At 72.3% G+C, this 13025-nt stretch carries 13 protein-coding genes; 7 read left to right on the forward strand and 6 right to left on the reverse strand.

Annotation, left to right across the window (positions count from 1 at the left end; all coding sequences use genetic code 11):
• On the reverse strand, positions 1–990 hold the full coding sequence (locus tag ACFZAT_RS31405; RefSeq protein WP_391268970.1) for an ROK family protein: 990 nt from the start codon (positions 988–990) through the stop codon (positions 1–3).
• Between the two features lie 163 nt (positions 991–1153).
• Between ACFZAT_RS31405 and ACFZAT_RS31410 the strand changes: the two genes are divergently transcribed.
• Positions 1154–2632: a glycoside hydrolase family 30 beta sandwich domain-containing protein gene (locus tag ACFZAT_RS31410; RefSeq protein ID WP_391268971.1), complete on the forward strand. Its 1479-nt coding sequence runs from the start codon at positions 1154–1156 to the stop codon at positions 2630–2632.
• Positions 2633–2836: 204 nt separating this feature from the next.
• Entirely contained in the window at positions 2837–3892 is a 1056-nt protein-coding gene (locus ACFZAT_RS31415; RefSeq protein WP_391268973.1) for a substrate-binding domain-containing protein, read from the forward strand.
• A 79-nt stretch (positions 3893–3971) separates the two neighbouring features.
• Here ACFZAT_RS31415 and ACFZAT_RS31420 read toward each other — a convergent pair whose 3' ends face one another.
• The 3 genes from ACFZAT_RS31420 to ACFZAT_RS31430 form a co-directional block, all read right to left on the reverse strand.
• On the reverse strand, positions 3972–4757 hold the full coding sequence (locus ACFZAT_RS31420) for a VOC family protein (RefSeq protein WP_391269032.1): 786 nt from the start codon (positions 4755–4757) through the stop codon (positions 3972–3974).
• Positions 4758–4857: 100 nt separating this feature from the next.
• Positions 4858–5910: a phosphotransferase gene (locus ACFZAT_RS31425; RefSeq protein WP_391268975.1), complete on the reverse strand. Its 1053-nt coding sequence runs from the start codon at positions 5908–5910 to the stop codon at positions 4858–4860.
• Positions 5911–5933: 23 nt separating this feature from the next.
• Positions 5934–6386 (reverse strand): GNAT family N-acetyltransferase, encoded by a 453-nt coding sequence (locus ACFZAT_RS31430; RefSeq protein WP_391268976.1) that lies wholly within the window; start codon positions 6384–6386, stop codon positions 5934–5936.
• 120 nt (positions 6387–6506) lie between these two features.
• On the opposite strand from ACFZAT_RS31430, the gene ACFZAT_RS31435 reads away from it, so the two are divergent.
• The gene (locus ACFZAT_RS31435; protein WP_391268978.1) at positions 6507–7043 is read left to right on the forward strand and encodes a pyridoxamine 5'-phosphate oxidase family protein; all 537 of its coding nucleotides are present in this window, start codon (positions 6507–6509) and stop codon (positions 7041–7043) included.
• Positions 7044–7210: 167 nt separating this feature from the next.
• A complete protein-coding gene (locus tag ACFZAT_RS31440; protein WP_391268980.1) occupies positions 7211–7705 on the forward strand; it encodes an anthrone oxygenase family protein in 495 nt (164 codons plus the stop codon).
• A gap of 60 nt (positions 7706–7765) precedes the next feature.
• Here ACFZAT_RS31440 and ACFZAT_RS31445 read toward each other — a convergent pair whose 3' ends face one another.
• Entirely contained in the window at positions 7766–8392 is a 627-nt protein-coding gene (locus tag ACFZAT_RS31445) for an anthrone oxygenase family protein (protein WP_391268982.1), read from the reverse strand.
• A 175-nt stretch (positions 8393–8567) separates the two neighbouring features.
• Complete coding sequence (locus ACFZAT_RS31450) at positions 8568–10037, reverse strand: multicopper oxidase domain-containing protein (RefSeq protein WP_391268983.1); 1470 nt, start codon at positions 10035–10037, stop codon at positions 8568–8570.
• Between the two features lie 263 nt (positions 10038–10300).
• Here ACFZAT_RS31450 and ACFZAT_RS31455 point away from each other — a divergent pair, with 263 nt between their 5' ends.
• From ACFZAT_RS31455 to ACFZAT_RS31465, 3 genes are read left to right on the forward strand one after another with little or no spacing between them, the layout of a single operon-like run.
• Positions 10301–11725, forward strand: a complete 1425-nt coding sequence (locus ACFZAT_RS31455) for an aminotransferase class V-fold PLP-dependent enzyme (protein ID WP_391268984.1) — start codon at positions 10301–10303, stop codon at positions 11723–11725.
• Positions 11722–12363 carry a hypothetical protein gene (locus ACFZAT_RS31460; protein ID WP_391268987.1) on the forward strand — a complete coding sequence of 214 codons (642 nt, stop codon included), beginning with the start codon at positions 11722–11724 and terminating at the stop codon, positions 12361–12363. Before ACFZAT_RS31455 ends, ACFZAT_RS31460 begins: the two co-directional genes overlap by 4 nt.
• Entirely contained in the window at positions 12360–12995 is a 636-nt protein-coding gene (locus ACFZAT_RS31465) for a DUF6875 domain-containing protein (RefSeq protein WP_391268989.1), read from the forward strand. The genes ACFZAT_RS31460 and ACFZAT_RS31465 overlap by 4 nt, the downstream gene beginning before the upstream one ends.
• Positions 12996–13025: the final 30 nt, after the last annotated feature.

A 13025-nucleotide genomic window follows, 5' to 3' on the forward strand; every position in this document is an offset into this window, starting at 1 on the left:
CTAGCGAGCGTCGGCCGGGTGCCGGCCGGCGGCGAGGAACGCGGCTCCGACCAGACCGGCGTCAGCACGGAGGGCGGCACGCTCGACCCGCACTCCGGCAGCGAACGGAAGCGCGGCGTAGGCGGCCAGGTGCTCCTTCAGCGGCGGGAACAGCACGTCGTGCGCCTCGGCCACACCGCCCCCGATCACCGCCACCTCGATCTCGACAAGTGTCGCGACCGCCGCGATGCCCGCGGCCAAGGCCCGCCCGGCGGTGTCGAAGGCGGCGAGAGCGGCACCGATTCCGGCTCGCGCGTCCGCGGCCAGCGCCGCGCCGTCGGCCGGGCCCGACGGGCGCCAGCCGCCCCGAAGAGCCTGCCGGGTGAGTGCCGTACCGCTGGCCAACTGCTCCACGCAGCCGCGCGACCCGCAGGCGCACTCGTCACCGAGGAGGTCCACACATATGTGCCCGAGGTGCCCGGCGTTACCGGTGGGGCCGTTGCGGACCTCCCCGTCCAGCACGAGTCCGGCGCCGACACCGGTGGACACCACCAGGCACAGGGCGTCCCGGCAGCCGCGCGCCGCGCCGATCCAGTGCTCCGCGGCGGTCATCGCGACCGCGTCCCCGCACAGCAGGACCTCAAGGCCGGTCACCGCGGGCAGGGCACGCACCTGTTCGACCAGGGAGAAGTCCCGCCAGCCGGGAATGTTGACCGGGCTCACCCGGCCCCGGGCGATGTCGACGGGACCGGCGCTGGCGATCCCCAGCGTCTCCACCCGCCCCCACTCGGGCGTCGCGGCCAGCTCCTCCAGCACCGCGCCCACAGCCCCGAACACCCGCGGAGCGGCGTCGGACGCCGGGGTCCGCCGCTCGGCCCGGCACAGCACCGTGCCGCGGGTGTCCAGCACGGCACCGGCGATCTTCGTGCCACCGATGTCGAGGGCGGCCAGGAGGCGGTCGTGGACCGGCTCCCGAGAAGTGGCCGGTGTGTCAAAGGTGCCGATGGCCATGACTGTTCTCCGTCCGGAAGGAAGGGCCTCCGCAGAAGCGCGGGAGCGGGAGGTGGCGAGAGTGGAGTATAGCGTTTTAGTTGCGCAGAACCGGGACAGGACTGACTTTCAGATGCATCATCACTAGAACGTTCTACCAACTGGGAGTGACATGATCCGCAGCATGACCGCCGACCGCCGCCGGGCCGCCGTACTGGCTGCCGGCTGTGCACTGCTGACCGTCCTGACGGCCACCCACCCCGCCGGCGCACGGGCGCCGGGCGCGGAAGCCGCCGCCGGGGTCCGGCAGTGGACGACCGATGCCCGTACCACCGGGGCGCAACTGGGCGCGCCCGCCGCCGTGACACCGGCGTCCGGACCCGCCGACACCACCGTCTACGTCGAGCCGGACCTGCGCTTCCAGAAGCTCACCGGCTTCGGCGCGTCCATCACGGACTCCTCGGCGGCCGTGCTCCATCGCCTCGGCAAGAAGGACCGGGACGCGCTGATGAAGCAGTTGTTCAGCCCCCGGGAGGGCAACGGCTTCAGCATGTTGCGCCAGCCCCTGGGCGCTTCGGACTTCGCCACCTCGCAGTACAGCTTCGACGACATGCCGCCCGGGCGGACCGACTTCGGCCTCACCCACTTCTCCGTCGCCCACGACCGCGCCCAGATCCTGCCCCTCATCCGGCAGGCGAAGGCGCTCAACCCGCGTCTGCGGATCATCGCCAGTCCGTGGAGCCCGCCCGGCTGGATGAAGACCAACGGCTCGATGATCGACGGCAAGCTCATCGACGACCCGAAGATCTATGACGTCTACGCCCGCTACCTGGTCAAGTCCGTCCAGGCGTACGCGGCGGCCGGCGTCCCGGTGGACTACCTCACCGTGCAGAACGAGCCCCAGGCCCTGCTGCGCGCGGACTATCCGGGCACCGACCTGCCCGTGGCGCAGCAGGCGAAGGTGATCGAGAAGCTCGGTCCGGCGCTGAAGGCCGCAGGTCTGCGCACCAAGATCCTCGGCTTCGACCACAACTGGGCCGAGCACCCCTTCGACGTGCGGGCCCACGTGGACGCGGGTGAGGACCCGGAGCTCACCTACCCCCACGACCTGCTGAACTCCCGCGCGGGCAAGTGGATCGCGGGCACCGCCTACCACTGCTACTACGGCGACCCCAGCGCCCAGACCGCGCTCAAGGCGGCGTTCCCGGACAAGGACATCTTCGAGACCGAGTGCAGCGGCGGTGGAATCACCCGGACCATCGGCGCCATGAACAACTGGTCGCGCAGCATGATCTTCTGGAATCTCGCCCTGGACGAGAAGCACGGCCCGCACACCGGCGGCTGCACCGGCTGCGACGGCGCGGTGACCGTCGACTCGGCGAGCGGGGCCGTCAGGTACAACACGAACTACTACACGCTGTCTCACTTCTCCCGCTTCACCCGCCCCGGATCCGTCCGGATAGCGGCGAACGTCGCGGCCCCGGAAGGCGACACCGCGCCGCTCCAGACGTCCGCCTTCAGCAACCCGGACGGCAGCACCGCCCTGATCGTGCACAACCCCGGCACGGACGACCGGACGACCGAGGTCGTCGCACCGGGAGTGCGGCTGACCACCGAGGTCGCGGCGGGCGCGACGGTCACCTACACCTGGGGTCGCCGCTGAACCCGCAGGATGCCGGGCCGGCGGACCGGGGGAAGTGCGGTAAAACGCTTGAGCGGTGGATCGGCTCCGGAACGATCAACCGTGCCTCGGTCCGCCGGGACGGCAACGGCTAGGGTGGGGAAGCGCGGTGCTCGCACGCTCTATCACCACCGGCCCGTCCGGCACCCGCCCCAGGCACGACCACGACACAAAGGCGGAACTCCGGTGAGTCAGACGGCAGCGTCCCCCAGCGACCGGCGCAAAGCGACGATCAAAGACGTTGCCAGGCTGGCGGGCGTCTCGCCCTCCGCGGTGACCATCGCGGTGCACAACAAGCCGGGTGTTTCCGCGAAGACGAAGGAGCGCATCCTCCAAGCCGCCCGGGATCTCGGCTGGAGCCCGAACCAGGCCGCCCAGTCGCTGTCCGGGCAGGGCCTGCACACGGTGGGCCTGGCGATCGCCCGGCCGGCCCGGATGCTGGGCCTCGAACCCTTCTACATGGAGTTCATCTCCGGTATCGAGAGCGTCCTGACCCGCCACTCCTGCTCCCTGTTGCTGAGGCTGGTGGAGCCCGAGGAGGAGATCGAGGTGCACCGGGAGTGGTGGCAGGCCAACCGGGTGAGCGGCAGCATCCTGGTCGACCTGAGGGTGGACGACCCGCGCATCCCGGCGCTCTCGGAGATCGGCCTGCCCGCCGTGGCCGTGGGTCATCCCTCCCTGGCCGGCCCCTTCACGTCGGTATGGACCGACGACGCGGCCGCGACCGCGGAGGCGGTCCGCTACCTCGCCGCGCTCGGCCACCGGCGCATCGCCCGGGTCAGCGGACCGGCGGAGCTGGGGCACAGCGCCATTCGCACCAGAACCTTCACCGAAACGGCCGAGGAGCTGGGCCTCCAGGCGCGCACGGTGGTCGCCGACTTCTCGGCCGACCAGGGCAGCCGGGCATGCCGCACGCTGCTGCTGGCGGCGGAGCGTCCGACGGCGATCGTCTTCGACAACGACCTGATGGCCGTCACGGCACTGGGCGTCGCCTCGGAGTTCGGCCTGTCGGTGCCCCACGATCTCTCGCTCCTCGCCTGGGACGACTCCCAGTTGTGCCAGCTCACCCGGCCCACGCTGTCGGCGATGCAGCACGACGTGTTCTCCTTCGGAGCCGACGTCACGGAGACGTTGTACGACGTCATGACGCACCGGGAAGCCACCTCGCACGCGGCACAGGTCCCCCGCCTGGTGCCGCGCAGCTCCACCGCTCCTCCGCCCCGGGACGCCACGAGCCGGTGACACGCCACGCTCTTCGCCCGCGCGTACGGCGTCGGGCGCGGGGAGGTGGCGTCCTCCCCGCGCCCGGTCGGGCCGGTCGCTACGACGCCTTCGGCGCGATGACCGAGAACGCTCCGCCCTGCGGGTCGGCCAGGACTGCCATGCGGCCGGCGACCATGTCGAAGGCGGGGGCCAGGACCGTGGCGCCGGCGCGGACGGCGGCCGCCTGGATGTCGTCCACGCTGTCCACCGCGAAGTACGGCTGCCAGTGCGGCGTGACGTTCGGCGGCACCTTGCTCATGTCCATCATGCCGCCCACCGCCCGCCCGTCGACCTGGAACTCGACGTAGCCGTCGGCGCCCTCCATCTCGGAGGGGGTCGCCGTCACCGGCAGGACGGCGGAGTAGAACGCGGACGCCGCGTCCGGGTCGGGGGTGGTCAGCTCGCTCCAGATCAGCGCGCCGTGCTCGTTGACGATGGCCGCGCCGCCGAAGGTGCCGGGCTGCCACAGTCCGAAGACGGCGCCCGCAGGGTCGGCGATCACGGCCATGCGGCCGAGGTCCATGACGTCCATCGGAGGGACGACGACCGTGCCGCCGGCCTCGGTGACGGACCTGAGCGTGGCGTCGATGGCGTCGGTCGACAGATACGTCGTCCACGCCGTCGGCGGCATCGGGTCCGGCACCGTGCCGTCCGGGTTCATCGCCTTCATGATCCCGGCGACGGGCTTGCCCTTGAGCGTACAGACGGAGTAGCCGCCCTGTTCCGGCGGGCCCACCTCGCCCTGCCAGCCGAAGAGGTCGCAGTAGAAGTCGAGGGCCGCCTGCTGGTCGGGGACCATCAGGTCGATCCAGCACGGGGTGCCGGGCCGGTAGGGATCGTTCATTTCGGGCACGGGTGCCTCCGGGAGGCTGCTCGGGGGTGGACGGGCCCTCCTTACCCGGCCCCCGCGCGAGCGGAATCGACCCGTACGGGTGACAGCCCGTTCAGTACCAGGGCCGCTCGTCCGCCGTGGGCAGCGGGCGGAGGGCCGGCCAGCGCTCCAGCAGGCGGGTGGCCAGGGCGGAGGCGAGGTGGCCGAGGGCGTGGAGGCGGTCGTGGTCGCGGGCCAGGTCCGCGACGACGCCCAGGCGGTGGACGAGGCGTTCGCGGGCGGAGACGTACCCCCACTCGAAGTCCTCGGCGGGCACCCGGGCGAGCTGGTCGGCCGTGCCCCGGTGCGCCCGTTCGACCAGCGCGTCGCCCTGGATCAGCCAGCCCGCGCACGCGTCGGCGAGGTCCCCCGGCACGTCCTTCCCGGTGAGGTCGCGCCAGGTGCTCCGGTAGACGGCCTCCACCTCCTTGAGCGGTGCGGCGGTGACCGACAGGGCGCACCAGCAGGTGGGGAAGCCGATGCGGAAGTACGCGAGCTCGACCAGGCCGTTGCCGAGTGCGGCCCGCTCGAAGTCCACGAAGCGGACGCCGTCCGGGGTGCGCAGGTCGTTGCCGGGGCAGGGGTCGCCGTGGAGCAGGGCGTGGTGCCCGGTGGGGTCGAGCCGTTCCAGGAGCCCGGCGAGTTCGTCCGGGACGGCGGCCGGCACGGGCACGTCGAGCGCCCGGGCGAGGGCGAGGAAGGACTCCGCGTCGGCGGCCGTGGGGCCGGACCAGGCCGGGAGCGCGCCCGCGTCGGCGGGCCCGGTCAGGGCGTGCAGCCGGGCGAGCGCGTCGGCGTATCCCGGCATCCAGTCGTCGGTCCGGCCGAGGTCGTCCACGTACTCGAGGAGCATGACCCGCGCGGCCGGGTCCGTGGCGAGCAGCGCGGGGGCCACGGAGCCGCGCCCCGCCAGCCGCAGCCCGGCGGCCTCCCGGGCGAAGCGCGCGTCCGCGTCGGCGCCGGTGTCCCCGTCGTCGGTGATCTGCTTGACGATCACGGGCCGCGCGTCCCCCGCCCGCACCCGCCACACCCGCGACCGGGGGCTGCTGTCCAGGGGCTCCGCCTGCGCGGGGATGCCGCCCATGGCGGAGAGGAGGGGCGCGGTCAGCGGAAGGGAGTGCGGCATGGGCACGAGCGTAGCCGCGGGCTTCACCGAAGCTCGCGCCCTTTTTGCCGGTAGAACAGCTCCGGGTCGCCCTCGTCCAGGCCGTGGAGGAGGCCCGCCGGGGTCCAGCCGGCGCGTTGGAGCAGGCGTTGCATCGGCTGGTTGGAGACGTTGGTCGAGGTGAACAGCTTCGGGGTGGTGCACGTGGCCGCCGCGGCTTCCAGCAGCCGGTGCCCCACGCCCCGGCGCCGGGCCTCGGGGGCCACCATCAGGAGGGTGACGAAGCCCTGCTCGAAGAACGTGTACTCCAGCACGCAGTACCCGAGCGGCGGCCCGGACGCCGCGTCCCGCGCCACGTACGCCACGCCCTGCCGGCACCACGTCTCGATGCTCGCACGCCGTCCGGGGTCGATCCCCGCCAGCGCGTCCGCGTCCGCCGCGAGGGCGGGGCGCACGAGGACGGCGTCGTTCTTCTCCGTATCCGTGTCGATGTCCATGGGGCCATGCTGGACTGTTCCGGGGAGCCTCGGGCCGCGGGCGGCCCCGCGTGCGGGCGGGGAGCCTGGTCGCCGCGCAGACTGGACGTTTCCCAGGACCATGTCGAGGGCGGCGGAGTCATGACGAACGAACCCGTGGCGGAGCTTCATCCCGACTACAGCAGTGCCGGTGCCACGGCGACCCCGTGGGCCGAGGCGGAGGCCGTACTCGAACGGGCCGAGATCTTCTGGCTCTCGACGGTCCGGCCCGACGGGCGGCCGCATGTGACGCCGCTGCCGGCGGTGTGGCTCGACGGGGCGCTGCACTTCTCGACGGGGCTCGACGAGCAGAAGGGCCGCAACCTCACCCGGAATCCGAACTGCGTCCTGACGACGGGCAACAACGCGTACGCGCGGGGGCTCGACGTCGTCGTCGAGGGGCCCGCGCTGCGGGTCGCCGAGCGCGGGACGCTGGAGCGGCTCGCGGAGCTGTGGATGGCGAAGATCGGGTGGCCGTACGACGCGGTCGAGGGCGGTTTCCGGCACCGGCCGGAGGGGCCCCAGCCGGAGACCTCCGGGGAGCCGGGCGCGGTCGTCCCGGTGTTCGCGGTCCGGCCGACGAAGGTCCTCGCGTTCGGCCGGGGCGAGGCGTTCAGCCAGACCCGCTTCCGGCCCTGACGTCCGGACCGTCCACCCGCGCAGGCTGCCGCAATTGCGCCCCGCCGCCGCGTGCGCCCCCGTACTCTGGACTCCGGCACTTGACCTTCCTGTTGCATTCCCTTTGCGCAGAGGAGAGTTGACTTGAGCAGGCACCGCCGCACCGGCAGAAGCTGAGGGGTCAGGCAATGGAGATCGCACAAACGCTCGCGCTCATCGCGGCCACCGTGACGACGGGGCTGGTCAGCGGGCTGTTCTACGGCTTCGCCATCTCCGTGATGCCGGCGCTGCGCGGTACGGGGGACCGTACGTTCATCGATGTGATGCAGCGGGTCAACGTGGCGATCCTCAATGGATGGTTCGTGCTCGGCTACATCGGGGCCCTCGTGTTCACGGGGCTCGCGGTCGGGCTCCAGTTCGGCGGCGGGAACCGGGACGCGGTGGTGCCGACCGTCGCGGCGCTCGTCTGCTACATCGCGTCGATGGGGGTCACCAGCCGCCTGAACATCCCGTTGAACAACGCGCTGGAGGCGGCGGGTCCGGTGGACGGGATCGCGCGGCCCGAGGCGGTGCGGGCGGCGTTCGAGGGGGCCTGGGCGCGGGGGAACGTGCTGCGGACCCTGCTGTGCGTCGCCGCCACCGGGCTGCTGTGCTGGGCCCTCGTCCTGAACGGCGGGAGCTGAACGCGCGGGAGGGCCGGTACGGGGCCCGTGCCCGTACCGGCCCTCCCGGAAGGCGTCGGCTCAGCGGCCGACGGACAGCAGCGCCTCCGCGCGGCCGTGCAGCTTGGCGGCGTACGCTGCGCAGCCCAGGGCCGCCGTGTTGAGGAGCGTACGGAAGATGTTGACGGTCTCCCAGGTCCCCTTGAACTTGTCGACCAGGGAGAAGTCGTGGATCTTGGCCGGGTTGCCGAGGTCGGCGAGCTGGTTGTTGAGCGGGATCTCGACGCCCATCGTGAGCATCAGGACGACGAGGTAGAGGACGGCGGCGAGGCCGGCCCACAGGGCGATCGTCCTGCGTCCCCGGCGGAACTCCAGGAACGCGGCGAGGCCCGCGGCGACGATGGCCCCCATGAAGATGAGCGCGAACAGGCCGTTGCCGTCGATCTCCGCGTTGAACTGCTGCATCGAGGTGACGTAGGTGCGGTCGTCGGTGTTGGCGAGGCCGGGCATCACCGAGACGTCGTAGGCGAAGAACAGGCCGGCCATGAGCCCGAGCGTGATCACCGAGATCATGTGCAGCCAGCCGGCGGCCTTGTTCGGGCGGTCCTCCCGCGGCGGCACGGGGGCGGCGGGCTGGCCCCAGGGCTGCTGATACGGCGCCTGCGCGCCGGCGGGGCCCTGCTGCTGCGGGTACGGATTGGGTGTCATCGGTACGTCCTCGCTCTTGTCCGGTTCGTAAGTAGGGTGCCGAGGCGCGCTGTTGACGAGGATAGAGGTGCTTTTGCTCCCGCCGCGGGCGCGGAGGCCGCCCTGGACAGGATCACGAGCGTTCCTCCAGCGAACGTCGAGCGAGACTCGAACGGGCGTGCCAGGGTGCGACGGGTCAGCTGATGCGCATCCGCGCCATCATGCCCATCGCCGAGTGGTCGAGCAGGTGGCAGTGGTAGACGTAGGTGCCCCGGTACGAGTCGAAGGTGGCCTGGAGTCTGACGGTCTCGCCGGGCAGCAGGCACACGGTGTCCTTCAGTCCCGCCTCGGCCCCGGTCGGCGACTTCCCGTTGCGCTCCAGGACGCGGAACTGCACCAGGTGCATGTGGAAGTTGTGCGGCACGTCGGTGTTGGTGTTGGTGACGGTCCAGACCTCGCTGGCGCCGTACGGGATGTCGGTGTCGATGCGCGCGGGATCGTAGACGCGGCCGTTGATGGTGCCCTGCGGTTCGCCGCCGACGAGGGCGACGTTCAGATCGAAGGAGCGCCGCCCGGTCACCGGCGGGAGCGACGGCAGTGTACGCAGCACGGACGGCACCCGGCTCGGGTCGGGCGCCTTGCGCACCACGTCGAAGCGCATGACCTTGCCCGTCCGGTCCGGGTCGCCGGGGCCGAGGGTGTTCTCCAGGACCAGCTGCGTGCCGACCGGGTAGCGGGAGAAGTCGATGACGACGTCCGCGCGCTCGGCCGGTGACAGGAGCAGCGAGTCGGTGGTGAAGGGGCGCGGCAGCAGGCCGCCGTCCGAGCCGATCTGGGTGAACGGCGAGCCGTCGGCCAGCCGCAGCGCGAAGAACCGCAGGTTGGACGAGTTCAGCAGCCGGAAGCGGTACTTGCGGGCGGCGACCCGGAGGTACGGGTACGGCTTGCCGTTCGCCAGGATCGTGGAACGGCCCGCCGCGTCGTCCAGGATGTACAGCAGCTGCCCGTCGTCGCCGAAGTGGGCGTCGCGCAGCGCCACCGTGACGTCGTAGCGCCCGGCCGGCAGCGGCAGCGCCTCCTCCACGTCGTCGGTGAGCAGATAGCTGCCCGACAGGCCCCGGTAGCAGTTCTCGGACTCCGAGTGGTGGGCGTGGTCGTGGTACCAGAGCGAGGCGTGCGGCTGCTGGTTCGGGTACGTGTAGGTGCGGCTCGTCCCGGAGGCGAAGGTGTTCATCGGGTCGCCGTCGCTGGTGACGGGCACCGAGGCGCCGTGCAGATGCACCGAGGTGTCCACGCCCAGCTGGTTGTGCTGGCGCATCACCACGGGGCGCCCGGAGCGGGCCCGGACGATGCCGCCGGGGAAGTGCCCGTCGTAGGTGAGGACGTCGGTGCTCAGGCCCGGCAGGATCTCGGCGCGGGTCCGGCGCATGGTGATGTCGTAGACGTCGGCGCCGCCGCGCGTCGCGCCGGGGGTCAGCACCGGCAGCAGGGGCAGCGGCACCTGGAACGGCTGAACGGCGGGGCCGACGGGGACGGCCCCGCCGGTCTCGGCGGCCTCCTCGCGCGGAGCGGCGCCCGCCGTCATCAGCGGGGTGAACGCCGCGCCGGTGAACAGCCCGGCGCCGGTGACGCTCAGGGCGGTCATCAGAGTGCGTCTGGTCACCATCACGGAACTCCTGCTGCTGGATTCGGCGGACGCGCCGAGTGCAGCAGAGGCGGCTCGCACGCTTCTCGGGGGCTGCTAGGGCGGGCACCAGGAAGGCCGACAGGTGGCGAATATCCCTTTTGGCGCTTGAGAACGTGTCCAGGCTCGGCCCAGATCCGCCAGGGAACCGGTTGCGGTCGGCTTGCGCTCCGCTCCGTATACCTGAGCCGTCCGCTGCCCCACGCCCCTGCCCCCTGCCCCCTGCCCCCACCGGAAGGCCGACCGTGGATCTTCGTTACTGGCTGCCGCGTGCCGTAGACGTGGCCGAACACTGGGGAGAGCGCTTCGGCCCGTACCGGGAGCATCCCTCGCACCTGGTCGGGGACGAGGAGTTCGCCGCCGCGTTCGCCACGTTCTCCAAGCGGCTGGACGACAACTATCCGTTCTTCCATCCGCGCTACGCGGGGCAGATGGTCAAGCCGCCCCATCCCGCGGCGGTCGTCGGGTACGTCACGGCGATGCTGTTCAACCCGAACAACCACGCCGCCGAGGGCGGCCCGGCCACCACCGAGATGGAACGCGAGTGCGTGGACCTGTTCGCCGGCATGTTCGGCTTCCGGGGCACGCCTCTGGGCCATCTGACGACGAGCGGGACCATGGCCAACCTGGAGGCGCTGTACGTGGCGCGCCAGACGCACCCCGGACGCGGCATCGCGTACAGCGCCGAGTGCCACTACACGCACGCCCGTATGTGCGGGGTGCTCGGCATCGAGGGCCACCGGGTGCCCGCCGACGGCCTGGGCCGCATCGATCTGGACGCCCTGGAGAAGCTGCTCGCGGCCGGCCGGGTCGGCACGGTGGTGGTGACCACGGGGACGACGGGGCTGGGAGCGGTCGACCCGGTGCACGAGGTGGTGCCGCTGGCCCGGCGGTACGGCGCACGGGTGCACGTGGACGCCGCCTACGGCGGGTTCTACGCGCTCCTCGGGCGCTCGGACCGGCCCGAGGGCATCGACGTACGCCCGTGGCGGGCCATCGCGGACTGCGACTCGGTCGTCGTGGACCCGCACAAGCACGGCCTCCAGCCCTACGGGTGCGGGGCGGTGCTCTTCAACGACGCCGCCGCCCGCAGCCACCTCGCGCACGACTCGCCGTACACCTACTTCACCGAGGCCGCACTGCACCTGGGCGAGATCAGCCTGGAGTGCTCGCGGGCCGGGGCGGCGGCCGCCGCGCTCTGGCTGACGCTGCAACTCCTGCCCCTGACCCGGGACGGCTTCGGCGAGATCCTGGCCGGCAGCCGCCGCGCGGCCGTCGGATGGGCGGAACGCATCGAGGCGTCCGAGGAGCTGGAGACGTACCAGGCACCGCAGCTGGACATCGTCAGCTACTTCCCCGCGACCCGGCCGCTCACGCTGTCCGCCGTCGACGCCGCGTCCGGCAGGCTGCTCACGGACGGCATGCACGCGGAGCGGGACCCCGTGTTCCTCAGCGTGCTGCGGACCGACGCGGCGGACTTCGCGCGGCGCAGACCCGACGTGGCGGCCGACGCCGGCACGGCCCGGGTGATGCGCAGCGTCCTGATCAAACCCGAAGCCGAACTGCACCTCGACCAGCTGCACGCCCGGGTGGAGCAGCTGGCGGCGACCGGGCGCGTCCGACCGCCGCGCCCGGCACACCCCTCATCGAACGGGAGGAGAACTTCGTGACCCACCTGTCCACGTTCCCGCCGCCCTTGCCGGCCGCACCCCGGCCGGTTCTGCGGCGCGCCCGACGAGCCGAAGCCGGCGCCCTCGCGGCGCTGCTGGCGGAGACGTTCCACGACGACCCGCTCACCCGCTGGATCACCCCGGACCCGGAACGCAGGGCGCGGGTGCTGCCCGGTCTGTTCGGGGTGTTCCTCGACATGTCGTTCGCGTACGACGCGGTGACCTGCACCCCGGACCTGGACGCCGTGCTGCTGTGGACGCCGCCGGGCGCCCAGGCGGAGCTGGAGGCGCGGGGCGAGGAGTTCGCCGGGCGATTCGAGGACGTCCTCGGTGTCCGCGAGGCCGCCTCGCTGGCGCTGATCGCCGAGCTCCAGGCGTCCCGGCACCCGGCCGCCCCGCACTACTACGCGTCGTTCGGCGCGGTGCGCGGCGGCGCGCGCGGCCGGGGGCTGCTCGGCGCGCTCGTCGCCGAGGTGCTGCGGGAGGCCGACGCAGCGGGCTGCGGGGCGTACGCGGAGGCCAGTTCGCCCGGCGGCGAGGCGTCGACGCGCGGGCAGGGCTTCGTCCGGCTGGGCGAGGACATCGTGCTGCCGGACGGCGGGCCACGCCTCCGGCCGATGTGGCGGGAGCCGCGATGAGGGGCGACAGCCGGCTGCAGATCTACACGCCGGGTCAGGTGGACCGGGGTCTCGTGCCGGCCGGACAGCTCGGGCCGCTGCGCGAGGTGCTGGAGTGGAGCCGGACCTTCCTGGTGTCGAGCCATCCCGAGCTGGGCCGCAGCGGTCCGGTGTGCCCGTACACCCAGCCCTCGCTGCGCGCCGGCCGGTTCCTGCTCGCCGTGCCCGCGCAGAGCACCCCGGCCGCGCTGCCGGGTGCCGTGGAGGCGCTGCGCACCTGGTACGAACGGCTGGCGGCGGAGCTTCCGGAGGACGAGCGGGAACTCCTCACCGTGCTGATGGTGCTTCCGGAGCTCGACCACGCGGACCCGGCGGACCTGGACCTGTTGCAGGCGGACGCGAAGGACGACTTCGTGGCCCAGGGGCTGATGATCGGCCAGTTCCATCCGCTGTGCGCCGAACCGGGTCTGTGGAACGAGGACTTCGCTCCGCTGCGCTCACCGGTGCCGCTGCTCGCGGTGCGCCGGCTGCTGGTGTTCGACCTGCCGTTCCTGGTCGGCGCGGACCGGCACATCGACCACTATCTGCGCCGGTTCGCCCCCGACATCCCGGCGCGGGTCCGCGACCAGCTGGTCAACCGCGTCGTGTCCTGAGGACGTGAAACGTGAAGGGGGCTCCGTGGC

The sequence above is a fragment of the Streptomyces sp. NPDC008163 genome (genome assembly GCF_042956885.1).
GTDB classification, from domain to species: domain Bacteria; phylum Actinomycetota; class Actinomycetes; order Streptomycetales; family Streptomycetaceae; genus Streptomyces; species Streptomyces drozdowiczii_A.